Raw genomic sequence first — 24388 nt, 5'->3', positions numbered from 1 at the left:
CGCTAGACCCGGCGCCGCTCCCGCTCGTTGGCCAGTTCGGCGGTGACGACGTCGAGTGCCATCGTCTGGCTGTAGCCGCGACGCGCAAGCATCCCGACGAGTCGACGTGCCACCTTGTTCTCGGCGTCACGGTCCCCCGGATCGCCGAGCTTCTCCCGTCGCAATCGGTCGCGGACCAGCTCCTCGGCGCGCGTCCGCTCGGCACCCGCGTCGATTCCGGACAGCGCCGCGCTGATCACCTCGGCGTCGACACCCTTGTTCCGCAGCTCGGCGGCCAAGGCGCGCTTGCCTTTTCCCGCATGCATCCGCCGTGACCGTACCCACTGCTCGGCGAAGTCCTCGTCATCGATCAGGCCGACCTGCGTGAGGCGGTCGAGCACATGGGCGGTGACGTCGTCGGGATATCCGCGCTTGGCCAGCTGCGTCTCCAACTCGGCGCGGGTGCGGGCGCGTGCGGTGAGCAGGCGCAGGCACACCGCCCGCGCCTGCTCGGCACGATCAGAAGTCGACGGGAGCGGGGAGGACATCGTCATCGGTCAGCACGGCACCGATCCCGAGCTTCTCCTTGATCTTCTTCTCGATCTCGTTGGCCACGTCGACGTTCTCCAGCAGGAACTTGCGGGCGTTCTCCTTGCCCTGCCCCAGCTGCTCGCCCTCGTAGGTGAACCACGAACCCGACTTGCGGATGAAGCCGTGCTCGACGCCCATGTCGATGAGCGAACCCTCGCGGCTGATGCCGTGGCCGTACAGGATGTCGAACTCGGCCTGCTTGAACGGCGGGGAGACCTTGTTCTTGACGACCTTGACCCGGGTCCGGTTACCGACGGCGTCGGTGCCGTCCTTGAGCGTTTCGATACGCCGGACATCCAGGCGCACCGACGCGTAGAACTTCAACGCCTTACCGCCGGTGGTGGTCTCGGGCGAGCCGAACATGACGCCGATCTTCTCGCGCAGCTGGTTGATGAAGATCGCCGTGGTGCCCGAATTGTTCAGCGCGCCGGTCATCTTGCGCAGCGCCTGGCTCATCAGGCGGGCCTGCAGACCGACGTGGCTGTCGCCCATCTCGCCCTCGATCTCGGCGCGGGGCACCAGGGCCGCCACCGAGTCGATGACCAGGATGTCGAGCGCTCCGGAACGCACCAGCATGTCGGCGATCTCGAGCGCCTGCTCACCGGTGTCGGGCTGGCTGACCAGCAGCGCGTCGGTGTCCACGCCGAGCTTCTTGGCGTATTCGGGATCCAGCGCGTGCTCGGCGTCGATGAAGGCCGCGATTCCGCCGGCGGCCTGCGCATTGGCGACGGCGTGCAGAGCCACCGTGGTCTTACCCGAGGATTCCGGGCCGTAGATCTCGACGACGCGCCCGCGCGGCAGACCGCCGATGCCGAGGGCGACGTCCAGGGAGATGGAACCGGTGGGAATGACCGAGATCGGCTGACGGACCTCTTCGCCCAGCCGCATCACCGAGCCCTTGCCGAAGTTCTTGTCGATCTGCGCGAGCGCCAGTTCCAGGGCCTTCTCGCGATCGGGGGCTTGCTGCGCCATGATGTACCTCTCCGGGTAGTCGTTGTCGACCGGTTCTCGATCGGTTGGCCGTGACGCTAGGCCAGGGCACCGACAAGTCGCGTGGGCGAACTCCACCCACAGTAGACGAACACGTGTTCGATTCAAGCGGACACGCCGACGGGCTAGCGTTTTCCGATTCAGCGGACACGCCGGCGGGCTAGCGTTTCCGCCATGACCACGCCTGAGGACGTTCGCATCCCGGCCGGTGCCGACCAACTCGCCGCGTACCTGTACCGGCCGGCCGGCTCCGGCCCGACCGCTCAAGCCCCATGCATCGTGATGGCCCACGGCTTCACCGCCACCCGCGACGACGGACTTCCCGAGTACGCCGAAGCCTTCTGCCAGGCCGGATACGTCGTGGTGGTGTTCGACTACCGCGGGTTCGGCGCATCCACCGGCACGCCCCGGCAGCTGCTCGACATCGGGATGCAGCAGACGGACTACCACACCGTCGTGGCGTGGGCCCGTCGGTTGGACGGCGTGGACCCCGACCGAATCGCGCTGTGGGGCTCGTCATTCAGCGGCGGGCACGTCCTGGCCGTCGCCGCTGCCGACGCACGCATCGGTGCGGTGGTCTCCCAGGCGCCGTTCACCGACGGGCTCGCGACATTGCGGGTCCAACCACCGGCGTTCGTCCCGAAGGCATTGGTCGCGGGGGTCAGGGATCAGCTCGGCGCCTGGCGCGGCCGCCCACCCCACCTGCTACCCGCTGTCGGCACACCGGGCGCCTTCGCCGCGATGACATCCCCGGATGCGCAGCCGGGCTTTGAGGCGATCGTCGGAGCGGAGTCGTTGTGGCGCAACGAGTTCAGCGCCCGAGTCGGACTAAGGCTGGGTCTCTACAGGCCAGGAACTAAGACCGCGCACCTGGAGATGCCGTTGCTGATCTGCGTCTGCGACGACGACAAGGTCACCCCACCCGGCCCGACTGTCCGCGCCGCCCAGCGCGCTCCGCGGGGAGAACTACTGCACTATCCCTACGGCCATTTCGACATCTACCACGACCCTCGAGTCAAAGCCGACCAGGTCGCGTTCCTGCAGCGCGCCGTCCCCGTCCGGCACGAATAAACCCCGCCGCCCGGGACTTTCGCGACGATGACCTCCTCCATGTCAGCCGGCACCGGCTTTCTGACGTCTCTGCAGCGCTGGTGGCATGACACCGGCGATTACGCGTGGCTTCTCGACTTCCTCCGCCCGCGTGGACTCTTGCCTGGCCTGCGGGCGACGATCTGCGCGAGTGGCGTCATCGTCGGAATCGCCGCGGTGTGTTTACAGTTCGTCCCCTTGCATCACCCTGCGGCCGTCAGCCACGCCATCGCAACGGCGCTCGCGGTGGCCGGACTGACCTGGGCTGTGTACTGGGCGCTGGCGCCCTGGCCCACGGAACGAGTGTCCGCGGTTCTGTTCATCCTGGTGGATCTGGGGATCATCGTCGCGACGGTGCTGCACGCCGACCCGCTCCAGGCGATGGGGACGACCACGCTCTTCGCACTTCCCGGCGCCTACATCGTGTTCTTCCACGGCCCGCGAATGCACAGCGTGCATCTGGTCCTGGCGGTGCTCACGATCGTCGGAGTCGGCCTCTGGTTGGGGTGGTCAAGACAGCCGGACGCGATCGCGTTGGCGGTGTCGAAAGTCGCGATCGGACTGGTCATCGTTGCCGGCATCCTGCCGGTGCTGCAGTTCGCGTTCTGGCTCATCCGGCACAGTTCGGTGGAGTCGCTCATCGATCCGCTGACCGCGCTGTCGAACCGCCGCGGTCTGGACAACCATCTGGAACGGATCGCTGTGTCATCCCGCGGCGGTGAGCTGTGTGTCATCGCCATCGACCTCGACGGGTTCAAGGGCATCAACGACCGGTTCGGGCATCAGGCGGGAGACGAGGTGCTCGTCCGAACCTCACGACGTATCAGCGAGACGGTTCGGCAGTCGGCCTTGGTCGCACGCACCGGAGGAGAGGAGTTCGTCGTCGTGGAACGCTCCCCCGCAGCGGCCGCCGGGGTGATCGGCGAACGGATTCGGGATGCCATCCGCGCAGCAGCCCATCCACCGGTCACCGCGAGCATCGGAGTGGCGGCGACCGCCGGGCGCGACGGGATCAGCTTCCAGGATGCCCTCCGTGCCGCCGATGCGGCGATGTACCAGGCCAAGCGCGAGGGCGGCGACCGCGTGGTGATCGCGGCTCACACACCCGCCGAGTACGAACCCCTCAGACCACCGCCGGAGTGATCAGCACCGAGCTCGCTCACCACTGGTCGCGCGGCACGTCGAAGTCGGCACACAACGCCCGCCAGACGTCGCGGGGCTCGACGCCGTCTTCGATCGCCTGCGCCGCGGTCCGCCCACCCATCGTCGTCAGCACGTGGTCGAGCAGCATCGACGATGCCCGCACCGGGCCGAACTGCCGCTCGACCAGCTCCTGGAATTCCGTCAGCCGCACGGGCCCAACCTACGCGGAGGCCCGCAGCGCGTCGTGACAGACTCCGACCGGATCAGCGACCGCATCAGCGGTGGCGCCGGCGCGCAGTGCGGCGTCACGGTGGCGCGCCGAGCCCAGCACCTCAGCGGTGGCCGTACCCAGAGTCTCGGAGTTCAGCGGCCGGACCAGCTGCGCACTGCCTTGGCGCACAAGGCGATTGGCGATCTCCCACTGATCACCACCACCGGGCACCACCACCATCGGCACGCCGGCGAGCAACGCTTTGGAGACGATGCCGTGCCCGGCACCGCACACCAGCAGGTCCGCTCGCGACAGCAGTTCGTCCTGACGGCCCAGCCCCACCACCGCCCAGGGCGGCACCTCGCCGTCCGGGCCGTGCAGCTGCGAGACGGCGACGCGCGCGCCCTGGGGTAACACCTGCCCGGGGATCAACGTCTGGAGCGCCAGATCGGCGAGTGCGACGGCGCCGGTGCTCGCCGTCGACGGTGCCACCATCACGACGGGTCCGTCCCCGGGTGGCAGGTCCAACACCGTCGTCGTCGGCTCGAAGTGCAGGGGGCCGACGACGACGGCTTCGGCGGGCCAGTCGGGGCGCGGCACCTCCAGGGCGGGCAGCGTGGCGATGAGCCGCCGCAGCGGACCGGGGTCGGCAGCAGGCAGCCCGATCTCGACGCGCACGGCGGCGCGTTGGCGCAGCCCCGCCCGCCAGGACCGCGCGCTGAGCGCCCGCAGCACCGCATCGCGGGCCCGGCCACGCAGCCCGACGCCCGGGGCGAGGCCACTGCCCAACGGCGGCAACCCCTTCGACGGCCGGTACAGCGGATGGGTGTTCAGTTCGATCCACGGCACGCCGATGAGGTCGGCGACCAGTCCCCCGCAGGTGGTGATTGAATCCGACACCACCACATCGGGTTTCAACGATTCGATGCGCGCCCTGTTCAGTACCGCCATCCGGGCTGCGCGCTCGTGGATCTTCGCGCCCGCGTCGGCGTCGTCGTCGCCGGCCATGACCCGCAGCCCGTCGAGTTCGACGGCGTCGAACCCCTCTCCCCGCGCGGTGTCCAACCATCGCGTGCCGGTCAGCAAGGTCGGTTCGTCCCCTGCCGCCAGGAAGCGCCGGCACAACGCGATCGCGGGAAACGCGTGACCGGGGTCCGGTCCGGCGACCACCGCGACACGCATGCGGGCTACCCTGCCACAGCGCCTGCGGTTAGTGTCGATCGGTATGACCGACGAGGCCCGCCCGACCCTGTTGCCGATCACCGACAACGCCGCTCTGGTGCAGAAGTTCCTGCTCGCGCTGGCCGACGAGGATTTCGACGCCGTCGAATCGTTGGCCGCTCCGGACCTGGTGTGGCAGAACGTCGGGTTGCCCTCGATTCGGGGCCGTTCGCGCATCATGGGGTTGCTGCGCCGCGGTGAAGGCAAGGTCGGGTTCGCGGTGGCGTTTCACCGCGTGGCCGCAGAAGGCGACACGGTGCTGACCGAGCGCACCGACGCGATCCTGCTGGGGCCGCTCCGGCTGCAATTCTGGGTGTGCGGGGCGTTCGAGATCCGCGACGGACAGATCACGTTGTGGCGGGATTACTTCGACATGGTCGACGTCATGGTGAAGGCGCCGCTGAAAGCGCTGGTCGGGCTGGTCGTCCCGGCGCTGCGACCCCGCTTCTAGGGTTACTTGTTCGGGCTCCTCAACGCGGCTCGTCCCTCGCCGCTTGATCGTCGCCCTCAGGGCCTCAGGCTCCTCAGGCGCGCAGCCGGCCCAGCTCGTCGAAGGCCTGCGCCCATCCGGTCAGCCGGTCGGTCGCCGAGGTGAGCTCGTCGCGGTAGCGCCTCTGCACCATCGGCGAGCTCGACATCGAGCCTGAATTGGCCGCCGACACCAATTGCGCTGCCGCCGACACCATGTCGCTGTACTGGCGGGCACCGCGATCGAGCTGCGCGGAGAACGCGGCGATGGTGGGCGCCAGGTGCGCGCGGGCTTGGGGCGCCGAGCTGACGGTGCGCTCCATCGACACCACCTCGGCAGCGGTCGCCGACATCGTGGCGGCGGTCCGCTCGGCAGCGGCCCGCAGTTCGCGCAGCTCCCCGTCAGGCAGCAGGCGGCCGCGCTCCATCACCCCGAGCAGGCAGACGAGCCCGCGTTCGGACGACGTCAACGCCGCCATCGGCGCGCGGGCGGCAGAACCCCACGGCGGTAACCGCCGCGCTGCCGCGCTGCGCGCCGGGGGCAACGGCTCACCGCGCAGCCAGCGGTACCGCAGAAACGCCAGTGTGGCGAGGAACGCGGCACCGACGGCGATGGGAGACGGGATGAACAGCGCCCACACGGGGGTGTTCCAGGACGCGAGCAGCGCGGTCACCCCCACCCAGAACACCGACGACAGAGCGAAGAACACTCCGAGGCGCAGCGCCCAGCGCCGCTTCCGCAGGAGCTTGGCGCGCGGATCGGCGGCCGCGTTGAGTTTGTCGGCGAGCGTGCCGGACCACTCCGCGGCGGTGTCGATGCCGCGCTGGGTCAGCGTTCGCCAGGCGTCGGTTCGTCGGGTCCGAGTGCTCACCACATGCTCCCGTGAATGTTATTGCGACAGCGGGTTTTCCGGCGTCGGGTTGGCGGCCGGGGTGGCCGGTGACTGCGTGGGCGTTGCCGGAGCCTGGGCGGAGCCGGCGGGCAGCTGCTCGCCGCGCATGGACGCCCGGATCTGCTCGAGCCGGGAATGTCCGGCCATCTGGACACTGGCCTGCTGGACCTCCATCATGCGGCCCTGCACCGAGTTCTGGGCCAGCTCGGCAGCGCCCATCGCGTTGGCGTAGCGACGCTCGATCTTGTCGCGCACCTCGTCCAGGCTGGGTGTGCTGCCGGGGGCGGCGATCTCGCTCATCGACCGCAAAGACGCGCTGACCTGTTCCTGCATCTTGGCCTGCTCGAGCTGGCTGAGCAGCTTCGTGCGTTCGGCGATCTTCTGCTGCAGCACCATCGCGTTCTGCTCGACGGCCTTCTTGGCCTGTCCCGCCGCCTGCAGCGCCTGGTCGTGCAGGCCTTTGAGGTCCTCGACGCTCTGCTCGGCGGTCACCAGCTGCGCGGCAAACGCCTCGGCCGCGTTGTTGTACTCGGTCGCCTTCGCGGCATCGCCGGAGGCGACGGCCTGGTCGGCGAGTGTCAGTGCCTGGCGGACGTTGACCTGGAGCTTCTCGATGTCGGCCAGCTGACGGTTGAGCCGCATCTCCAGTTGGCGCTGATTGCCGATCACCTGCGCCGCCTGCTGGGTCAGCGCCTGGTGCTGACGCTGGGCCTCTTCGATCGCCTGCTGGATCTGCACCTTGGGATCGGCGTACTCGTCGACCTTGGAGCTGAACAGCGCCATCAGGTACTTCCACGCCTTGCTGAACGGATTGGCCATGAGAACGTTTCCGCCTTCTCGAAGTCTTCGGGTCAGTGGAACAGGGTCACCAGCACGGGTTCCCTGTCATCGCAGGTACCCAACTTATCGGTTCTGTACAGCTCGCCACACCCCTGTCGGGGATCAGGCGACCGCCATCGAGACGACCGGGGCGACGGCCTGCGGGATGACCACCTTGGTGCTGGCGTCGATACGCGAGGTGCTCACTTCGGTGCGGGCCTCTTCGAGCGCCATGTCGTCGCCGGCTTCGGACAGCACCCGCGACAGCGGAACGTCGAGCGCGCCGCAGATGGCGCTGAGCAGTTCGCTGGAGGCTTCCTTGCGACCGCGTTCGACTTCGGAGAGGTAGCCCAGGCTGACCCTGGCGGTGTCGGACACTTCACGCAGGGTGCGGCCCTGTTCGACCCGCACGCGGCGCAACACGTCGCCGATCACTTCGCGCAGCAGTGTCGTCATCGCGCTCTCCTTCGTCAGCTCTGGATGGCGTGCTACTCGACCCAACGCACGACGGCCCCCGGATGGTTCCCGGCTGCGTCGCTCATTGGTTCTCGACGAGAAGTCGCAGGCGCGCCAGTGCGGCGTGCACCGCGGCCAGCCGGATCTGCCAGCGACTGCCGTCGAGGTGCAGCGCCAGCACCTCGGTGTCGACAGGCCCTGCGAGGCCGACGAACACCGTGCCGACCGGGTGCCCGCCGTGCGGTTCGGGGCCGGCGACGCCGGTCAGGCCCACGCCCCAGGTGGCACCGCAGCGCTGCTGGGCGCCGACGGCCATGGCCCGCGCGGTGGGTTCGGCGACCGGGCCGACGTCGGCGAGCAGCTCCGGGGCCACGCCGGCGAGCTCGATCTTGGTCTCGACGGTGTAGGTGATGAGGCCGCCGCGCAGCACCGCACTCGCCCCCGGCACGCCGGCCAACGTCGCGGCAACCAGGCCGGCGGTCAGCGACTCGGCCGTCGCCACGGTCTGGCGGCGCACGGTCAGATCGGCGACCAGCGCAGCGGCATGGCCGTCGACAAGCGGGTCACTGACGGGCAGGTCGCCCACGGGAATCCCTCACCGCCGAGATGAAGTAATCGACCCCGGTCAGGATGGTGAGCACCACGGCGGCGAGCATGACGATCCACGCACCGGTGGCCCAGGCCCCGGTCAGGGGCAGGATGAGCAGTCCGATCGCAACGGCCTGCACGGTGGTCTTCACCTTGCCGCCGCGGCTGGCCGGGATGACGCCGTGGCGCAGCACCACCAGGCGCAGCAGTGTCACGCCGAGCTCGCGGGCCAGGATCACCACCGTCACCCACCACGGCAGGTCGCCGAGCATCGAGAGCCCGATCAGCGCCGCCCCGATGAGGGCTTTGTCGGCGAGCGGATCGATCAGCGTCCCGAATTCGGTCACCATGCCGTAGCTGCGGGCGAGCGCCCCGTCCAGGCGGTCAGTGATGACGGCCACCGTGAACACGGTGAACGCCATTGCCCGCCAGAAGGTTTCGTGGCCATCGCCGACGAAGAGGAAGGCCAGGAACACCGGGACGAGAATCAGTCGGACGCCGGTGAGCGCGTTGGCCAGATTCGCCACTCGAGCGCGCGGAACCACAGGATCGGTCTGTGGTTGGCCCGGCACCGACACAGAATACTGGTTGCTCGAACCGATACCCTTCCCCGTGTGAGCTCTGATCCGGGCGAGACCGAACGTGGGCCGGTGGTGCGCCGGGCCAGGACATCTGACGTGCCTGCCATCAAGGCGCTCGTCGACGTCTATGCCGGCCGCATCCTGCTCGAGAAGAACCTGGTGACGCTGTACGAGTCGGTGCAGGAGTTCTGGGTGGCCGAGGTCGCCGGTGAGGTCGTCGGCTGCGGCGCCCTGCACGTCCTGTGGTCCGACCTGGGCGAGGTGCGCACGGTGGCAGTGCATCCGAAGGTGCGCGGCCGCGGGATCGGCCACCTGGTGGTGGACCAGCTCCTGACGGTCGCCCGCGAGCTGCAACTGCAACGGCTCTTCGTGTTGACGTTCGAGACGGAGTTCTTCGGTCGGCACGGTTTCGCCGAGATCGAGGGCACCCCGGTGACCGCCGAGGTCTACGAGGAGATGTGCCGTTCCTACGACATCGGTGTGGCCGAGTTCCTCGACCTCTCCTACGTCAAACCCAACATCCTCGGTAACACCCGAATGTTGTTGACGCTCTAACGTTCCCCTGCCTCAGAAGTCCGGCTCCTCGTCGGCATCCCCACCGATGGCATCGCTGCCGCCGCGGATCAATGCCAGCGTGCCGGCCAGCTCGTCGGGCTTGACGAGAACCTCGCGGGCTTTGGAGCCCTCGGAGGGGCCGACGATCCCGCGGGTCTCCATCAAGTCCATCAGCCGGCCCGCCTTGGCGAAGCCCACCCGCAGCTTGCGCTGCAGCATCGAGGTGGAGCCGAACTGCGATGACACGACGAGTTCGACCGCCTGCAGGAACACGTCCATGTCGTCGCCGATGTCGGGGTCGACGTCCTTGCGCTCGCCGGCCTTGACCGCGGTGACGCCCTCGACGAACTCCGGCTCGGCCTGATCCTTGGCCGCGGTGACGACGGCAGAGATCTCCTCGTCGGTGATGAACGCGCCCTGCAAGCGGATCGGCTTGTTGGCGCCCATCGGCAGGAAGAGGCCGTCGCCCATACCGATCAGCTTCTCGGCGCCGGGCTGGTCCAGGATGACCCGGCTGTCGGTCAGCGACGACGTGGCGAACGCCAGACGCGACGGCACGTTGGTCTTGATCAGACCGGTGACGACGTCGACCGACGGCCGCTGGGTGGCCAGCACCAGATGGATTCCGGCGGCGCGGGCCTTCTGGGTGATCCGCACGATGGCGTCCTCGACATCGCGGGGCGCGGTCATCATCAGGTCGGCGAGCTCGTCGACGATCGCGAGGATGTAGGGGTAGGGCTTGTAGACGCGCTGGCTGCCCAGCGGCGCGGTGATCTCCCCGGTGCGCACCTTCTCGTTGAAGACGTCGATGTGACGCACCCGGGAGGCCTGCATGTCCTGGTAGCGCTGTTCCATCTCCTCGACCAGCCAGGCCAGCGCAGCGGCGGCCTTCTTGGGTTCGGTGATGATCGGCGTGATCAGGTGCGGAATACCCTCGTATGGCGTCAGTTCGACCATCTTCGGGTCGATCAGGATCATCCTGACCTCGTCGGGGGTGGCGCGCGCCAGCAGCGACACCAGCATCGAGTTCACGAAGCTCGACTTGCCCGAACCGGTGGAGCCCGCGACCAGCAGGTGCGGCATCTTGGCGAGGTTCGCCGAGATCATCTCGCCCTCGATGTCCTTGCCGAGGCCGATGACCAGCGGGTGGTGGTCGGAGCGCACCACCGGGTCGGTGAGGACGTCGGCCAGGCGCACCATCTCACGGTCGGTGTTGGGCACCTCGATACCGACCGCCGATTTGCCGGGGATCGGCGCCAACATGCGCACGCTCTCGGTGGCCACGGCGTAGGCGATGTTGCGGTGCAGTGCGGTGATCTTCTCGACCTTGACGCCGGGCCCGAGCTCGACCTCGTAGCGGGTCACGGTCGGCCCGCGCGTGCATCCGGTCACCGCGGCGTCGATTTTGAACTGCTCCAGCACCGAGGTGATCGCGTCGGTCATGTGCTGATTGGCCGCCGTCAGCCGTTTCGGCGGGTCGCCGGCGATCAGCAAGTCCAGGGACGGGAGCGCGTAGGGACCTTCGACCACGCGGTCCAGGCTCAGCGCGGGCTCTTTGCGCGGCTGCTTCTTGCGGGTCTTGGCCGGGGGCGGCACATCGGCCACCTCGTCGTCGACGGGGTAGTTCTCCATCGGAGTTCCCGCCGGCTTGCTCAGCGGCACGGTGGGTTGAGTCGACGACGATGATGTGGGCCAGGCGGGGTCGTCGCCGGACACGTCGGTGTCGTAGTAGCCGTCGGAGAAATCGTCTGCCCCGGCGGCCGGGCCGGATTCGATCTCCGCGGGGTCGTCGAACCAGTCCTCGTCGAAGTCCTCGTCGAGGTCGCCGTCCTCACCACGCCACCGGGTGGAGAACATGTAGTGCAGGGTCGCGGGCACTTCGCGAATGGTCGTGCCGGTGATCAGCAGGACGCCGAAGAGGGCGCCGATCACGAGCAGGGGTGCAGCGATCCAGGCGGTCAGGCCGTCGGCCAGTGGGCCGCCGATCGCGAAGCCCACGAAGCCGGCCGCGTGCTGGCGCGCCGTGGGGTCTTGCGGCGCACCCGACCACAGGTGCAGCAAGCCCAGTGCCGGAAGCGTGATCATCGCCGCACCCAGGATGAAGCGGGGGCGCGCCTCGGGATCGGGCTCCGAGCGCATCAGCGTCACACCGATGACCGCCAGGGCGAGCGGCACCAGCACCACGGCGTCGCCGACCAGCATGCGCAGGAAGGTGTCGATCCACTCTCCGACCGGACGCGCTGCGTCGAACCAGGAGCTGGCGGCCACGACGACAGCGAGAGCGAGCAGGCCCAGCGCGATGCCGTCGCGGCGGTGGCCGGGTTCCAGATCGCGGGCGCGACCGACCGAGCGGGCGGTGCTCCCGGCTCCCTTGGCGAGCATCAGCCATCCGGCGCGGGCACCGCGGCCGACGGCGGTGCCGGCGGCCGCCACCGGTGAGGGGCCTCGGCGGGCCGGCTTGCGCCGCGGAGGCGCCGGGCGCGCGGACCGCGCAGAGCCCCGCGAACTGGGCTTCGACCTGGTCGAACGGGCGCCAGCGCGGGACGCGGTCTTACTCGCCATGCCTCTCAGCCTAGTCGCATGAGCCCCAGATGCACCATCTGCCACACAGGTCACAGATGGGTCTCGATGCACCCCGGCCCGCGATCAGGTGTGGGCCGCCGACACCGTCGGCGCGAGACAGTACGGTGAGGCCTGTTCAGTCACTCTCAACGAGGAGTCCCGTATGCCCGTCGTCGTCGTTGCGACCATGACCGCCAAGCCCGATTCCGTGGACGCCGTGCGCGACGCCTGCACGAAGGCGATCGAGGCCGTGCACGACGAGCCCGGCTGCGAGCTCTACGCCCTGCACGAGGCCGATGGCACGTTCGTGTTCGTCGAGCAGTGGGCCGACGCGGAGGCCCTGCAGGCCCACGGCGCCGCACCGGCGGTCGGCACCCTGTTCGGCACCATCGGCGAGCACCTCGACGGCGCCCCCGACATCAAGATGCTCGCCCCCGTGGTCGCCGGCGACCCGGCCAAGGGCCAGCTGCGGCCCTGACGGCTCCGGGGACGTGACGATGGGCGAACTCACCGGCAAGGTCGCATTGATCACCGGCGCCGCGCGCGGGCAGGGCCGCGCACACGCGGTGAAGCTCGCCTCCGCCGGTGCCGACATCATCGCGCTCGACCTGTGCGCGCAGATCGATTCGGTGCCCTACCCGCTGGCCACGCCCGCTGACCTGGCGGAGACGGTGGCACTCGTCGAGAAGACGGGTGCGCAGATCGTGGCATCCGAGGTCGACGTGCGCGATCGCGACGCGCTCAAATCGGCGGTGCGCGGGGGCACAGAACGTCTCGGTGAACGGCTCGACATCGTGGTCGCCAATGCGGGCATCGCGCCGATGACCGCGCCGCAGGCCTGGCAGGACGTCATCGACGTCAACCTGACCGGCGCGTTCCACACCATCGACGTCGCGATGAAGCCGATGATCAAGTACGGCAACGGTGGCTCGATCGTGCTCACCAGTTCGGTGGCCGGTCTGGTGGGTGTCGGAGCGCCCATCGCGGGCGCGGTCGGGTACACCGCCGCCAAGCACGGCATGGTCGGGTTGATGCGGGCCTACGCCAATTTCCTTGCCGCATACAGCATTCGCGTGAATTCGATCCATCCCGCCGGGGTGAACACCCCGATGATCGACAACGAGTTCACTCGGTCGTGGCTCGACGGGATGACCGACGAGACCGGTCCGGACATGAGCAACGCGCTCCCCGTGCGGGCGCTGGAGGCGGAGGACATCGCCAACGCGGTCTACTGGCTGGTGTCTGAGGCCGGGCGCTACGTCACCGGCGTCGCGCTGCCCGTCGACGCCGGGTTCGTCAACAAGCGATGACGCGCGGCAATCCCGCCGCGCAGACGGCGTTCGGCCCGATGGTGCTGGCGGCGATCGAGCAGAACGAGCCGCCGCAGCGCCGGCTGGTGGACGACGATCTGGCTGCGCAGTTCCTGCCGGCTCGGATGCGGGCGCTGGTGGCGACCACGCGCGTGGCACCGGTGCGCCGGACCGTGATGGCGGCCGTGCAGCGCAGCGGGCCGGGCCTGTGGTCGAGCATCGCGTGCCGCAAGCGTCTCATCGACGAGCGGCTGTCCGATCCCCTCAACGAGACCGACGCCGTCGTCGTCCTCGGCGCCGGCCTCGACACTCGCGGCTGCCGGATCGCCCGGCACAGCGACATGCCCGTGTTCGAGGTGGATCAGGCGGTCAACATCGAGCGGAAGGCCGCGGTGCTGCAGCGGGTGCTGGGCGGCACACCCCCGTCGGTGCATCTGGTGTCCGCCGACCTCGAGCGCGACGATCTTCTGGCCGCGCTGCAGGCGGCCGGGTACGACGATTCACGGCGCACCTTCTTCATCGTCGAAGGGGTGACGCAGTACCTCTCCCCCGATGCCGTGCGCACCACGCTCGCGGCTCTGGGTACCGCGGGTAAGGGCAGCCGACTGGTGTTCAGCTACATCCGGCAAGACTTCGTGGACGGCACGAATCTCTACGGCGCGCCGTCACTGCACCGGCGGTTCCGCGGTCGGCATCCCGTGTGGCACACCGGCCTGGTTCCCGAACAGCTCGGTGAATGGCTGTCCGATCTGGGCTGGCAGCTCGTCGAGCAGGCCGGCCCCAGCTATTACCGGGACCTCTACATCCGCCCCACCGGCCGCAGGCTGGCGGCGTCTCCGATCGAGTGGACAGCGGTCGCCCAGCGTTGAGGTCGACATCGAGGGACCTTTGCCCCTTCCTTGCTTCCGTGTGGCCCTAACGCACGCACCCCGGATCCGGGATCGTCGATGGCAACGCCGGCAGAAGCGGCACGGCGCCGGGCGAGGGGGAAACGACGTGACCGCAGTTCTGGTCGCCGGGGCAGACAAGCAGACCTCGACGATGATCCGCAGAACGCTTCGCGCTCAGGGTTTTTCGGTGACCGTGGTGGCCGACGGGCGGTGTGCGTACAGGGACGCCCGCCGCGGCAACTTCGATCTGGTGATCCTCGGGGCGCGCATGCCGGGGATGGACGGGTTCGAGGTGGTGCGGCGGCTGCGCGCCGACGGCCAGGGGCTGCCCGCCGTGTTGCTGACGACCTGTAGCCCACGCGCACGCGCCGGCGCGACGTTCAGCACCTCGGCAGAAGCGCTCGTCTCGGTCGCCCCGTTGCGGGCCGACGAACTCGTGCAGACGGTGCGGAGCCTGGTGTCACCGCGCCGGGCCACCCGGCCCGCCGAACTGCGCTACGGCGGTCTGCGGGTGGACCTCGCGAGCCGGCGGGCACACGTCGGGGACTACTGCGTCGACCTGTCGACGCGCGAATGCGATCTGGCTGCGACGTTCCTGCGTCATCCAGGCCAGGTCCTCAGCCGCGAGTACCTGTTGCGGCAGGTGTGGGGCCATGACGAGCCGGAGTCGAACGTCGTCGACGTCTACGTTCGTTACCTGCGCCGCAAACTCGGCGCGCACTGGTTCACCACCGCGCGGGGGGTGGGCTACCGGCTGCAGGCCGGTTAGACCTCGATGACGGTCGGCACGATCATGGGCTGACGGCGGTACGTCTCGCCCACCCACTTGCCCACGATTCGCCGCACCGCCTGGGCGATACGCGCCGGGTCGGTGGTGTTCTGCGCGGCCAGGTTCTCCAGCTCGGCCTCCACGCGGCGCGCGACCGGCTCGAGCGCCTTGGGATCTTCGGAGAAGCCGCGCGAGGACAGATGGGGCGGGGCCACCGCCTGACCGGTGCCGCGGCGCACCACCACGGTCACCGAGACGAAGCCCGACGACAGGATGAGCCGCTCGCCGAGGGTCGCGTCGCCGACGTCGCCGGTGACGAGCCCGTCGACGAACATCTTGCCCACGGCCACCGCGCCGGCGATGGAGACTCGACCGCCGGCCAGATCCACGCTGACGCCGTTCTCGGCGATCACGATGTTCTCCTCGGCGACCCCGGTGCTGGCCGCCAGGGCGGCGTTGGCGCGCAGCATCCGCCAGGTGCCGTGCACCGGCATCACGTTGCGCGGGCGCACCCCGTTGTACAGGAACAGCAGTTCACCGGCGTAGGCGTGGCCCGAAACATGCACGCGCGCTTGACGATTCGTGACCACGCGAGCACCGACCTTGGCCAGCGAGTCGATCACCCCGTAGACCGCCTCTTCGTTGCCGGGGATCAGCGACGAGGACAGGATCACCAGGTCGCCGGCGGTCAGCGTGATGCTGCGGTGCTCACCGCGCGACATGCGCGACAGCGCCGCCATCGGCTCCCCCTGCGTGCCGGTGGTGATCAGCACGACACGGTCGGCCGGCATCATCTCGGCGGCGGCGATGTCGAGGACGTCGGAGTCGGCGACCGTCAGATAGCCGAGGTCGCGGGCGATGCCCATGTTGCGCACCATCGACCGGCCGACGAACGACACTTTTCGGCCCAGTGAGACGGCGGCGTTGATGATCTGTTGCACGCGGTCGACGTTCGAGGCGAAGCACGCGACGATGACGCGCCCGTCGGCCCCGCGGATCAGGCGGTGCAGGGCGGGGCCGATCTCGCTTTCCGACGGGCCCACGCCGGGGATCTCGGCGTTGGTGGAGTCGCACAGGAAAAGATCCACGCCGGCGTCGCCGAGGCGCGACATGCCGGGCAGATCGGTGGGCCGGCCATCGGGGGGAAGCTGGTCGAGTTTGATGTCGCCGGTGTGCAGCACGGTGCCGGCCCCGGTGTGGATGGCGACGGCCAGACATCCCGGGACGGAGTGGTTGACCGCGAAGTACTGGCATTCGAAGACGCCGTGGGTGGAGCGCTGCCCTTCGGCGACCTCGACGAGCTTCGGCGACAACCGGTGCTCGCGGCACTTCTCGCGTACCAGGGCCAGGGTGAACTTCGAACCGACGATCGGGATGTCGGCGCGCATCTTGAGCAGGTGGGGAATCGCCCCGATGTGGTCTTCGTGGGCGTGGGTGACGACAAGGGCCTCGACGTCCTCGAGCCGGCCCTGCACGTGGCGCAGGTCCGGCAGGATGAGGTCGACGCCCGGTTCGTCATGGGTGGGGAACAGCACCCCGCAGTCGACGATCAGCAGCCGGCCGAGATGCTCGAAAGTGGTCATGTTGCGGCCGATTTCGTTGATGCCGCCCAGCGCGGTCACCCGCAGGGCACCGGTGGCCAACGGGCCCGGTGCGACGAGTTCGGATTCCACAGGTGGTCCCGCTACCGCAGCACCGCGGCGGCCCGCAGGTCCGCGGCCAGCGCCTCGAGTTGGTCGTCGGTTGCCGGGACCTGCGGCAGCCGCGGTTCGCCGACCTCGAAGCCCTGCAGTCGCAGCGCCGCCTTCGACAGCGTCACACCGCCCAGCCGGGTTTGCGCCGCCGACAGCGGCGCGAGCGACACGTTGATCTTGCGCGCGGTCGCCACATCGCCGGAGGCGAAGGCGGACAGCATGTCTCGCAGCTGTCCCGCCGCGACGTGACCCCAGACGCTGATGAAGCCGATTGCGCCCATCGCCAGCCACGGCAGATTCAGCGCATCGTCACCGGAGTAGTAGGCCAAACCCGTCTCGGCGATGATCTGGCCGCCCCCGGGCAGGTCGCCCTTGGCGTCCTTGATCGCGACGATGTTGGGGTGCTCGGCCAGCGCCCGGATGGTGTCCCATTCGATCGGCACGACCGAGCGCGGCGGGATGTCGTAGAGGATGTTGGGTAGGTCGGTCGCGTCGGCGACGGTGCGGAAGTGCGCGAGCAGGCCTTCCTGCGGCGGGCGTGAGTAGTACGGGGTGACGACGAGCAGCCCGTGCGCACCTTCGGCGGCGGCGGCCTTGGCCAGCCCGACGCTGTGCGCGGTGTCGTAGGTGCCCGCTCCGGCTACGATGCGCGCGCGATCGCCGACGGCCTCCAGCACGGCCCGCAGCAACGCGATCTTCTCGGCGTCGGTGGTGGTCGGCGATTCACCCGTGGTTCCGGAGACCACGAGGCCGTCGCAGCCGGCGTCGACGAGGTGGGTGGCCAGGCGCTTCGCGGTCTCGATGTCCAGCGAGCCGTCGGGCTTGAACGGAGTGACCATGGCCGTCAACAGGGTGCCCAACCGGGCGGTGACGTCGAAGGCGGCGGTACTCACGGGCACCAAGATTACCCTCCCCGCCTCAGCCCTCCGTGGCCAACGGGCTGGTCGCGACCTCACTGCCGTCGGCGAGCACGGTGATCTCGAAGTCAGCGAACACCGCGGGCGCCGTGTCGGCGAGCTGTCGCAGGCACTCCACGGCCAGGCGCCGGATCTCGACGTCGGCGTGTTCGCTGGCCCGCATCGCGATGAAATGCCGCCATGCCCGGTAGTTGCCCGTGACGACGATGCGGGTCTCGGTGGCGTTGGGCAGCACTGCGCGCGCGGCCTGCCGGGCCTGCTTGCGCCGCAGCGTGGCGTTCGGCACGTCGGCGAATCGTTCCTCGAGGCGGGCCAGGAGTTCGACGTAGGCGGCCCGGCTGGCATCGGCGGCTTCGGCGACGATGCGGGTGAGCTCGGGGTCGCCGTCGACGCCGGGGGGTGCCACCACCGCGACGTCGCCTTCGGGCACGTACCGCTGCGACAGCTGCGAGTAGGAGAAGTGCCGGTGGCGGATCAGTTCGTGGGTGCACGACCGGGAGATCCCGGTGATGTAGAAGGACACCGAGGCGTGTTCGAGCACCGAGAAGTGTCCGACGTCGATGATGTGTTGCAGGTATGCGGCGTTGGTCGCGGTCTTCGGGTTGGGCTTGGCCCAGCTCTGGTAGCAGGCTCGGCCCGCGAATTCGACCAGCGCCGCCCCGCCGTCGGCGTCGGTGCTCCAGTCGACGTCGGGGGGCGCGGTGAATTCCGTCTTGGCGATCAGCTGCACGCGCAGCGGCGCGATGTCGGCCACCGGCGCAGCCTAGCTGCTCTCACTCGGTGAGCACGCCGGCGCGGCGCATCGCGGTCGTGATGTGGCCGAAGTCGATCGTGCCGTGCGCGCGGGCCAGCGCGTCGGCGTCGTCGGCGCGGCCCTCGGTGATCGCGGCGACGATGAGTTCGTGCTCGCGCAGGGCCCGCTCCTCGACGGCGCGCATGGTGTCGGGTTCGCCCCACAGGTGCGCGGGCGCCCCGATGCTCACCCGGGCCTTGAGGTCGTTGAGCACGCCGGCCAGCACCTCGTTGTGCGCGGCGTCGGAGATGGCCGCATGCAGCCGGCTGTCCGCCTGTTGGGCGTCCAAACCCGTTTGGGCGGTGCGGTACTCCTCGAGTCGCCGTGTCAGGACCGCGATGTCGGCGTCGGTGCGGGCCTCGGCGGCTGCCCGGCACACCGCCCCCTGCAGGCGGCACACCGCGTCGCAGTGCACGCGCAGTTCGTCGAGTCGGCCGGCCAGCGTGCGCCCGACGGCTTCGGTGGACGACTCGGGCCACTGCTGACGGACGAACGATCCCCCGCCCCGGCCTCGGCGCGTCTCGAGCAGCCCGCGATCGACCAGCCGCGCGAGCGCCGCACGCACGGTCATCCGCCCGGCGCCCAGGTATGCCGCCAGGTCACGCTCGCCGGGAAGCCGCGCGCCGGGCAGGTATTCGCCGATCGCGATCGCGGTGACCAGCCGATCGGTCACTTCGTCGACGCGCGTCGACGAGTCCAGTTGTCGGTGCAGCACGCCGGACGGCGCCTCACCCACGGGTGATCCGTTGTGCCCCATCAGCGGAATCCCCTTCTCGTCACCGACATGTTAATTCGTTTGATTGGTCTTGCGGCAAGACCTTTAGAAGTTCATGCTGATGCGATGCAGCGCGACACCCGTCTGATTCCCTTCCGCTACCATCAGACCTGGGTTCAGATCACCACGCCGGACACCGTGAAACGCGGAGCGCTGCCGCTGTTCGTCCTGCACGGCGGACCGGGCATGGCGCACAACTACGTGGCCAACATCGCCGAGCTCGCCGACGAGACCGGCCGGGTCGTGATCCACTACGACCAGGTCGGGTGCGGGCAGTCCACCCACCTGCCCGACGCGCCCGCCGATTTCTGGACGCCGGCGCTGTTCGTCGACGAATTCCACACGGTGCAAAGCACACTCGGGATCGACAACTACCACCTGCTCGGCCAGTCGTGGGGCGGCATGCTCGGCGCCGAGATCGCGGTACGCCGCCCCGCCAGGCTCGCCTCGCTCTCGATCTGCAATTCGCCTGCCTCGATGGAACTCTGGGTGCAGGGCGCTGCAGAACTACGGGCACAACTGCCACCGCAGACCCAGGACGCCCTCGACCGGCACGAGGCGGCCGGCACCGTCACCGACCCGGAGTACCTGGCCGCGACGATGGAGTTCTATCGCCGCCACGTATGCCGGACCGAACCGTTCCCCCAGGACTTCCTCGACTCCGAGGCGCAGATGGAAGCCGAACCGACGGTCTATCACACGATGAACGGGCCCAACGAGTTTCACGTCGTGGGCAGCCTTCGGGGCTGGACGATCATCGACCGCCTGCCCGACATCGAGGCGCCGACCCTGGTGGTCGCCGGGGAATTCGACGAAGCCACACCCGCCACCTGGCAGCCCTACGTCGACCGCATCCCCGACGCGCGTGGTCATGTCTTCGCCGAATGCAGCCACTGCAGCCATCTGGAGAAACCCGAGGAGTTCCGCGCCGTGATCGCGGCCTTCCTCGCCGAGCACGAGGACACCCCATGACCGACACTGAACCCGCCACCCAGCGCACGCTGGAGTCCTTCGGCTACAAGCAGGAACTGCACCGCTCGGTGTCGACGTTCGACCTGCTGGTCTACGGGCTGGTGTTCATGGTGCCGATCGCGCCGTGGGCGATCTTCGGCACCGTCTACAACAGCTCGTCCGGCATGGTGCCCCTGGTCTATGCGATCGGGTTGATCGCGATGATCTTCACCGCGATCGCGTACGCGCAGATGGCCAAATCGTTCCCGCTGGCCGGGTCGGTGTTCTCCTATGTGGGTCGCGGAATCCATCCTGGCGCAGGATTTTTCGCGGGCTGGGCAATGCTGCTGGATTACCTGCTGGTGCCGACGCTGCTCTACGTGTTCGCCGCGGAGTCGATGATCGGGCTGTTCCCGGACACCCCGCGGTGGATGTGGGCCATTCTGTTCGTGCTCGTCAACACGGCGATCAACCTGCTGGGCGTCGATTCGCTGAAGATGGCCAACCGGGTGTTCCTCGCGATCGAGCTGGTGTTCGTGGTCGTGTTCGTGGTCATCGCCGTGCGCGCGATCAGCGGCGGCAGCCTGCCCGACGTCGGATGGAGTACGAGCCCGATCTGGAATCCGGAGACCGTGAGCGCGCCACTGCTGGCTGCCGCACTCTCGATCGCGGTGCTGAGCTTCCTCGGCTTTGACGGCATCTCGACACTGGCCGAAGAGTCCACAGGCACCCGCAATCCGGCGGGCAAGGCCATGGTCGGCGCGCTCTTCATCGTGGCGTTCCTGTTCATCCTCCAGACGTGGCTGGCGAGCCTGCTCGCCGGCGGCCGTGAGGCGTTTCCCGACGACGAGGTCGGCAACGCGTTCTTCAATCTGGTGCAGGCGGCCTCGTCCACCGGCTGGATGAACGCGTTCTTCGTCGTCAACGTGCTCGCCGTCGGGTTCGCCAACGCGATGGCCGCACAGGCGGCGACCAGCCGGCTGCTGTTCTCGATGAGCCGCGACCGTCAACTCCCCCACTTCCTGTCGAAGATCAGCTCGCGCCAGGTGCCGATCGCAGCGATCCTCACGGTCAGTGCGTTGTCGATCGTGCTGGTGCTGTTCTTCGTCGGCCAGATCGGTCTGATCTCCTCACTGGTCAACTTCGGCGCCCTCTTCGCGTTCTGCCTGCTGCACATCTCCGTGGCCTGGTACTACCTGAGCCGCAAGAAGTCGAAGAACTACCTGCTGCATCTCGTCGTGCCGGCGCTGGGTTTCGTGATCATCGCCTACGTGCTGATCAACGCCGACTCACTGGCCAAGATCGGCGGCATCGTGTGGCTGGCGATCGGCACGATCGTCTACGTGGTGAACAGGGTGCGCGGCGTCACCGCGGGACCGTCGGCCGATCACGCGGTCGACAAGGCCGAACCGATGCGCTGAGCTCAGTCCTGTTGCCGGCTCGACGGGGTGAGAAGCCGGTGCTCGACGCGGTCACCGCCGGCCCGTTTGGCGCGGTACATGGCGGCGTCGGCGGTGGCGATCATGCGATCGAGGAAATCGTCCAGGTCCGCGTCGTCGGGATCGTCGACGTGGTCATCGAGCAGCGCCGTGCACGTGCCCAGGCTGGCAGTGATGTCGAAGGGCAGCGCCGCGATGCCCGCCCGGACGGCGTTCGTGGTCTCGGCGTGACAGGACGGCGTACCGGTGTCGGCGACCACGAACTCCTCACCGCCGACACGGCCGAGGACCGCCGCATCGCCGCAGGTGTGCCTCAGCACGTCGCCCACGTCGGCAAGCGCACGGTCGCCGGTCGCGTGGCCGCGGGAATCGTTGAGCCCCTTGAAGTCGTCGAGGTCGATCATCGTGACATTCACGGCGGCGCCACTGCCCTGATCAACGATCAACTGCCGCAGGGCCTGATGGAACGAGCGCCGGTTCAGCAGACCGGTGAGCGAGTCGCGACCGGATTCCGCGAGATCGGCGTGCAGGGAGTGCACCAGCGAGTAGATGCCGAACGGCACGCCGACGTTGAGCGCCACCGCGGTGACGGCCGCGCTGATCGTCACGGCGACATCGCCGGTGTCCGCGATCAGTCGGGTCGCGGTGATCACCGCACAGACCGCAGCGACCCCGCCGTTGCCGACGACGTCGACCAACCGGTGGAAGTAGGCCAGGTATCCGCCGAGCACCGCGAACATCACGCAGCCCATCAGACCCGCATAGGCGTACGACATCGACAGAGAGCCCGCGGCGATGCACGCGCAGCACACGAGGTTGTAGACCAGCGATCGGGTGCGGGTCGGCCAACCGGGTAGCCATACGGTCGACACAGCGATCGCGCCGACGCCCGCGGCGATCGCCACCGCCCGCGCGACCGGGGTGGATGCACCGACCGGGCTGGCGAGCAGAATCAGCGGCAACGTGCCGAGGGTGCAGGTGAAGGCGAAAATCGCTATCCGCCATTGAGTTTCGAGGCCCCGATCACGCAGGTACGCGCTCAACGCATCGAATCGTCCGCCGTGGCGCCACCACCCAGACATGCATGGGTCCCGTCAGGTTCTGTCGTCGTCTGATCATGTTCATTGTGCCCGCTTCCGGGGCAGCTGCGTGCACCTTGTTTGTCGTGCCCAGCGAATCCGCCGCAGCGACGTTAGGGTTTTTCATGCCCGACTCCGCCACGATCGCCTCACGCCTGCTCGACGTCATCGACTTCGACATCCTCCCGCTGACCGAGCGCGGAGTGGCCGGCGGCAACAAGGTCTTCGGAGCCGCGCTGCTGAACAAGTCGGATCTGTCGCTGGTGATCGCGGGGACCAACGACGAGACTCGTAACCCGTTGTGGCACGGCGAGATCAACACGCTGCGGCAGTTCTACGAGCGATCCGACCGGCCTCCGACGACGGACCTGATCTTCCTCACCACGCACGAACCGTGCACGCTGTGCATGTCTGCGATCACGTGGGCGGGCTTCGACAACTACTACTACTTCTTCAGCCACGAGGATTCCCGCGACAGCTTTGCGATCCCCCATGATCTCGCGATCCTCAAGGAGCTGTTCGGCCTGGACCCCGGCGGCTACCGCCGCACCAACGCATTCTGGACCGCGTATTCCATCTCGGACCTGATCGACGCTGAAGCCGAGCCGCTGCGCTCGGAGCTGCTGACTCGACGAGACAGTATCCGCGCCCGCTACGACTCGCTGTCGTTGCAGTATCAGGAATCCAAGAGCGACAACGAGATTCCGCTCGCCTAACCCATGGGATTCGAGGCGACGAAGTCGACGACGACCGTCGCCAGCTCGGGCCCCTTGTCCTCCTGCAGGAAATGACCGCCGCCGGCGATGGTCACCTCGGGCTGGCCCTGCGCCCCGGGGATGAGCTTCCGCAGCGGGGCATCGCCACCTTTGGTGATCGGGTCGGAGTCGGAGAAGGCGCACAGGAACGGCTTGTCGAACCGCCGCAACACCTCCCAGGCCGCCCGGTTCGCGGGTGCCGCCGGGTCGTCCGGGCTCGTCGGCACGAGCGTCGGGAACTGTCGCGCCCCGGCCTTGAACGAATCGTCGGGAAACGGGGCGTCGTAGGCGGCGATGACGTCGGGTGACAGCGTCGACACGCATCCCCCGGCGATGATTCCCCCGACCGGGAAGTCAGGGGTCTCCTGGCTGAATCGCTGCCACGCGAGGAACGCCTCGCCGGGATGCTGATCACCGGTGGGCAGTGCGGTGTTGGCGGCCACCACCCGGGCGAAACGGTCGGGGTGCTCGCCGACGAGGCGCAGTCCGATGAGCCCACCCCAGTCCTGGCAGACCAGCGTGATGTCGGTCAGGCCGATCGCCTCGATCGCGCCCCACGTCCAGTCGACATGCGCCTGATAGGTGTAGTCCTCGCGCCGGCTCGGTTTGTCGCTACGGCCGAAGCCGACCAGATCGATGGCGACGGCTCGCAGTCCGGCACCGGTGAGGACCGGGATCATCCGGCGGTACAGGTAGCTCCACGACGGCTCTCCGTGCAGGAGCAGCACCACCTCGGCGTCGCGGGGACCCTCGTCGAGATAGTGCACTCGCAGGCCATCCGCGTTGACACCGACATCCACGTAGTGCGGCGCGAACGGGAAATCCGGCAGATCGGTGAAGCGCTGGTCGGGGGTACGGAGAACGTCCATG

At 68.6% G+C, this 24388-nt stretch carries 27 protein-coding genes; 11 read left to right on the top strand and 16 right to left on the bottom strand.

Annotated features, from left to right (window positions below; all coding sequences use genetic code 11):
• Positions 1-2: 2 nt before the first annotated feature.
• On the bottom strand, positions 3-533 hold the full coding sequence (gene recX / locus ACZ50N_RS10260) for a recombination regulator RecX (RefSeq protein WP_133414848.1): 531 nt from the start codon (positions 531-533) through the stop codon (positions 3-5).
• On the bottom strand, positions 499-1542 hold the full coding sequence (gene recA, locus ACZ50N_RS10255; protein ID WP_046365165.1) for a recombinase RecA: 1044 nt from the start codon (positions 1540-1542) through the stop codon (positions 499-501). Before recA ends, recX begins: the two co-directional genes overlap by 35 nt.
• A gap of 192 nt (positions 1543-1734) precedes the next feature.
• Here recA and ACZ50N_RS10250 point away from each other — a divergent pair, with 192 nt between their 5' ends.
• Positions 1735-2631, top strand: coding sequence for an alpha/beta hydrolase (locus ACZ50N_RS10250; RefSeq protein WP_464475287.1), 897 nt, complete (start codon positions 1735-1737; stop codon positions 2629-2631).
• Between the two features lie 27 nt (positions 2632-2658).
• Positions 2659-3792, top strand: coding sequence for a GGDEF domain-containing protein (locus ACZ50N_RS10245; RefSeq protein ID WP_464475286.1), 1134 nt, complete (start codon positions 2659-2661; stop codon positions 3790-3792).
• A 16-nt stretch (positions 3793-3808) separates the two neighbouring features.
• Here the strand turns inward: ACZ50N_RS10245 and ACZ50N_RS10240 are convergent, their stop codons facing one another.
• Together ACZ50N_RS10240 and ACZ50N_RS10235 are read right to left on the bottom strand one after the other, a co-directional pair.
• Entirely contained in the window at positions 3809-4003 is a 195-nt protein-coding gene (locus tag ACZ50N_RS10240) for a DUF3046 domain-containing protein (protein WP_046365168.1), read from the bottom strand.
• Between the two features lie 9 nt (positions 4004-4012).
• Positions 4013-5185 (bottom strand): glycosyltransferase, encoded by a 1173-nt coding sequence (locus ACZ50N_RS10235; RefSeq protein WP_046365169.1) that lies wholly within the window; start codon positions 5183-5185, stop codon positions 4013-4015.
• A 43-nt stretch (positions 5186-5228) separates the two neighbouring features.
• Here ACZ50N_RS10235 and ACZ50N_RS10230 point away from each other — a divergent pair, with 43 nt between their 5' ends.
• Positions 5229-5675, top strand: a complete 447-nt coding sequence (locus tag ACZ50N_RS10230; RefSeq protein WP_048423592.1) for a limonene-1,2-epoxide hydrolase family protein — start codon at positions 5229-5231, stop codon at positions 5673-5675.
• A 73-nt stretch (positions 5676-5748) separates the two neighbouring features.
• Here ACZ50N_RS10230 and pspM read toward each other — a convergent pair whose 3' ends face one another.
• From pspM to pgsA, 5 genes are all read right to left on the bottom strand, one after another.
• Positions 5749-6564: a phage shock envelope stress response protein PspM gene (pspM, locus tag ACZ50N_RS10225; protein WP_464475285.1), complete on the bottom strand. Its 816-nt coding sequence runs from the start codon at positions 6562-6564 to the stop codon at positions 5749-5751.
• Positions 6565-6582: 18 nt separating this feature from the next.
• Positions 6583-7404, bottom strand: a complete 822-nt coding sequence (pspA, locus tag ACZ50N_RS10220) for a phage shock protein PspA (RefSeq protein WP_046365172.1) — start codon at positions 7402-7404, stop codon at positions 6583-6585.
• A gap of 123 nt (positions 7405-7527) precedes the next feature.
• Positions 7528-7860, bottom strand: a complete 333-nt coding sequence (clgR, locus tag ACZ50N_RS10215) for a transcriptional regulator ClgR (RefSeq protein ID WP_046365173.1) — start codon at positions 7858-7860, stop codon at positions 7528-7530.
• Positions 7861-7942: 82 nt separating this feature from the next.
• The gene (locus ACZ50N_RS10210) at positions 7943-8446 is read right to left on the bottom strand and encodes a CinA family protein (protein WP_464475284.1); all 504 of its coding nucleotides are present in this window, start codon (positions 8444-8446) and stop codon (positions 7943-7945) included.
• Complete coding sequence (gene pgsA, locus ACZ50N_RS10205; protein WP_048423636.1) at positions 8424-9020, bottom strand: CDP-diacylglycerol--glycerol-3-phosphate 3-phosphatidyltransferase; 597 nt, start codon at positions 9018-9020, stop codon at positions 8424-8426. The genes ACZ50N_RS10210 and pgsA overlap by 23 nt, the downstream gene beginning before the upstream one ends.
• Positions 9021-9062: 42 nt before the next feature.
• On the opposite strand from pgsA, the gene ACZ50N_RS10200 reads away from it, so the two are divergent.
• Positions 9063-9584, top strand: a complete 522-nt coding sequence (locus ACZ50N_RS10200) for an amino-acid N-acetyltransferase (RefSeq protein WP_046366775.1) — start codon at positions 9063-9065, stop codon at positions 9582-9584.
• A gap of 12 nt (positions 9585-9596) precedes the next feature.
• Here ACZ50N_RS10200 and ACZ50N_RS10195 read toward each other — a convergent pair whose 3' ends face one another.
• Positions 9597-12146: an FtsK/SpoIIIE family DNA translocase gene (locus ACZ50N_RS10195; protein WP_464475283.1), complete on the bottom strand. Its 2550-nt coding sequence runs from the start codon at positions 12144-12146 to the stop codon at positions 9597-9599.
• 163 nt (positions 12147-12309) lie between these two features.
• On the opposite strand from ACZ50N_RS10195, the gene ACZ50N_RS10190 reads away from it, so the two are divergent.
• The 4 genes from ACZ50N_RS10190 (at position 12310) to ACZ50N_RS10175 (ending at position 15115) form a co-directional block, all read left to right on the top strand.
• Complete coding sequence (locus ACZ50N_RS10190) at positions 12310-12624, top strand: putative quinol monooxygenase (RefSeq protein ID WP_046366551.1); 315 nt, start codon at positions 12310-12312, stop codon at positions 12622-12624.
• Positions 12625-12643: 19 nt separating this feature from the next.
• Positions 12644-13456, top strand: a complete 813-nt coding sequence (locus ACZ50N_RS10185; protein WP_464475282.1) for a mycofactocin-coupled SDR family oxidoreductase — start codon at positions 12644-12646, stop codon at positions 13454-13456.
• A complete protein-coding gene (locus tag ACZ50N_RS10180; RefSeq protein WP_464475281.1) occupies positions 13453-14325 on the top strand; it encodes an SAM-dependent methyltransferase in 873 nt (290 codons plus the stop codon). The genes ACZ50N_RS10185 and ACZ50N_RS10180 overlap by 4 nt, the downstream gene beginning before the upstream one ends.
• 127 nt (positions 14326-14452) lie before the next feature.
• Positions 14453-15115: a response regulator transcription factor gene (locus ACZ50N_RS10175; protein ID WP_464475280.1), complete on the top strand. Its 663-nt coding sequence runs from the start codon at positions 14453-14455 to the stop codon at positions 15113-15115.
• Here ACZ50N_RS10175 and ACZ50N_RS10170 read toward each other — a convergent pair.
• From ACZ50N_RS10170 to ACZ50N_RS10155, 4 genes are read right to left on the bottom strand one after another with little or no spacing between them, the layout of a single operon-like run.
• Positions 15112-16788 carry a ribonuclease J gene (locus ACZ50N_RS10170; protein WP_046366548.1) on the bottom strand — a complete coding sequence of 559 codons (1677 nt, stop codon included), beginning with the start codon at positions 16786-16788 and terminating at the stop codon, positions 15112-15114. The genes ACZ50N_RS10175 and ACZ50N_RS10170 overlap by 4 nt on opposite strands.
• An 11-nt stretch (positions 16789-16799) precedes the next feature.
• Positions 16800-17708, bottom strand: a complete 909-nt coding sequence (gene dapA, locus ACZ50N_RS10165; protein WP_464475279.1) for a 4-hydroxy-tetrahydrodipicolinate synthase — start codon at positions 17706-17708, stop codon at positions 16800-16802.
• A 19-nt stretch (positions 17709-17727) separates the two neighbouring features.
• The gene (thyX, locus tag ACZ50N_RS10160; protein ID WP_464475278.1) at positions 17728-18480 is read right to left on the bottom strand and encodes an FAD-dependent thymidylate synthase; all 753 of its coding nucleotides are present in this window, start codon (positions 18478-18480) and stop codon (positions 17728-17730) included.
• Between the two features lie 19 nt (positions 18481-18499).
• Entirely contained in the window at positions 18500-19255 is a 756-nt protein-coding gene (locus ACZ50N_RS10155) for a FadR/GntR family transcriptional regulator (protein WP_236694264.1), read from the bottom strand.
• 105 nt (positions 19256-19360) lie between these two features.
• On the opposite strand from ACZ50N_RS10155, the gene ACZ50N_RS10150 reads away from it, so the two are divergent.
• Both ACZ50N_RS10150 and ACZ50N_RS10145 read left to right on the top strand, forming a co-directional pair.
• Positions 19361-20266: a proline iminopeptidase-family hydrolase gene (locus ACZ50N_RS10150; RefSeq protein WP_464475277.1), complete on the top strand. Its 906-nt coding sequence runs from the start codon at positions 19361-19363 to the stop codon at positions 20264-20266.
• The gene (locus tag ACZ50N_RS10145) at positions 20263-21666 is read left to right on the top strand and encodes an APC family permease (RefSeq protein ID WP_464475276.1); all 1404 of its coding nucleotides are present in this window, start codon (positions 20263-20265) and stop codon (positions 21664-21666) included. Before ACZ50N_RS10150 ends, ACZ50N_RS10145 begins: the two co-directional genes overlap by 4 nt.
• 2 nt (positions 21667-21668) lie before the next feature.
• On the opposite strand, the gene ACZ50N_RS10140 is transcribed toward ACZ50N_RS10145, so the two are convergent.
• The gene (locus tag ACZ50N_RS10140) at positions 21669-22766 is read right to left on the bottom strand and encodes a GGDEF domain-containing protein (RefSeq protein ID WP_464475275.1); all 1098 of its coding nucleotides are present in this window, start codon (positions 22764-22766) and stop codon (positions 21669-21671) included.
• A gap of 122 nt (positions 22767-22888) precedes the next feature.
• Here ACZ50N_RS10140 and ACZ50N_RS10135 point away from each other — a divergent pair, with 122 nt between their 5' ends.
• Entirely contained in the window at positions 22889-23479 is a 591-nt protein-coding gene (locus ACZ50N_RS10135) for a tRNA-specific adenosine deaminase (RefSeq protein ID WP_464475274.1), read from the top strand.
• On the opposite strand, the gene ACZ50N_RS10130 is transcribed toward ACZ50N_RS10135, so the two are convergent.
• Positions 23476-24387 carry a haloalkane dehalogenase gene (locus tag ACZ50N_RS10130; protein WP_464475273.1) on the bottom strand — a complete coding sequence of 304 codons (912 nt, stop codon included), beginning with the start codon at positions 24385-24387 and terminating at the stop codon, positions 23476-23478. The genes ACZ50N_RS10135 and ACZ50N_RS10130 overlap by 4 nt on opposite strands.
• Position 24388: the final 1 nt, after the last annotated feature.

It is taken from the genome of Mycolicibacterium obuense, from assembly GCF_055397605.1.
The sequence above is the reverse complement of the archived record's forward strand: the minus strand, read 5'-3'. Positions and strand labels throughout refer to the sequence as shown.

What these genes read in the sequence shown, in the direction of transcription:
- recX (WP_133414848.1), bottom strand. Translation starts at nt 533, where the DNA reads ATGACGATGTCCTCCCCGCTCCCGTCGACTTCTGATCGTGCCGAGCAG.
- recA (WP_046365165.1), bottom strand. Translation starts at nt 1,542, where the DNA reads ATGGCGCAGCAAGCCCCCGATCGCGAGAAGGCCCTGGAACTGGCGCTC.
- ACZ50N_RS10250 (WP_464475287.1), top strand. Translation starts at nt 1,735, where the DNA reads ATGACCACGCCTGAGGACGTTCGCATCCCGGCCGGTGCCGACCAACTC.
- ACZ50N_RS10245 (WP_464475286.1), top strand. Translation starts at nt 2,659, where the DNA reads ATGACCTCCTCCATGTCAGCCGGCACCGGCTTTCTGACGTCTCTGCAG.
- ACZ50N_RS10235 (WP_046365169.1), bottom strand. Translation starts at nt 5,185, where the DNA reads ATGCGTGTCGCGGTGGTCGCCGGACCGGACCCCGGTCACGCGTTTCCC.
- ACZ50N_RS10230 (WP_048423592.1), top strand. Translation starts at nt 5,229, where the DNA reads ATGACCGACGAGGCCCGCCCGACCCTGTTGCCGATCACCGACAACGCC.
- pspA (WP_046365172.1), bottom strand. Translation starts at nt 7,404, where the DNA reads ATGGCCAATCCGTTCAGCAAGGCGTGGAAGTACCTGATGGCGCTGTTC.
- clgR (WP_046365173.1), bottom strand. Translation starts at nt 7,860, where the DNA reads ATGACGACACTGCTGCGCGAAGTGATCGGCGACGTGTTGCGCCGCGTG.
- ACZ50N_RS10195 (WP_464475283.1), bottom strand. Translation starts at nt 12,146, where the DNA reads ATGGCGAGTAAGACCGCGTCCCGCGCTGGCGCCCGTTCGACCAGGTCG.
- ACZ50N_RS10190 (WP_046366551.1), top strand. Translation starts at nt 12,310, where the DNA reads ATGCCCGTCGTCGTCGTTGCGACCATGACCGCCAAGCCCGATTCCGTG.
- ACZ50N_RS10185 (WP_464475282.1), top strand. Translation starts at nt 12,644, where the DNA reads ATGGGCGAACTCACCGGCAAGGTCGCATTGATCACCGGCGCCGCGCGC.
- ACZ50N_RS10180 (WP_464475281.1), top strand. Translation starts at nt 13,453, where the DNA reads ATGACGCGCGGCAATCCCGCCGCGCAGACGGCGTTCGGCCCGATGGTG.
- ACZ50N_RS10150 (WP_464475277.1), top strand. Translation starts at nt 19,361, where the DNA reads ATGCAGCGCGACACCCGTCTGATTCCCTTCCGCTACCATCAGACCTGG.
- ACZ50N_RS10145 (WP_464475276.1), top strand. Translation starts at nt 20,263, where the DNA reads ATGACCGACACTGAACCCGCCACCCAGCGCACGCTGGAGTCCTTCGGC.
- ACZ50N_RS10140 (WP_464475275.1), bottom strand. Translation starts at nt 22,766, where the DNA reads ATGTCTGGGTGGTGGCGCCACGGCGGACGATTCGATGCGTTGAGCGCG.
- ACZ50N_RS10135 (WP_464475274.1), top strand. Translation starts at nt 22,889, where the DNA reads ATGCCCGACTCCGCCACGATCGCCTCACGCCTGCTCGACGTCATCGAC.
- ACZ50N_RS10130 (WP_464475273.1), bottom strand. Translation starts at nt 24,387, where the DNA reads ATGGACGTTCTCCGTACCCCCGACCAGCGCTTCACCGATCTGCCGGAT.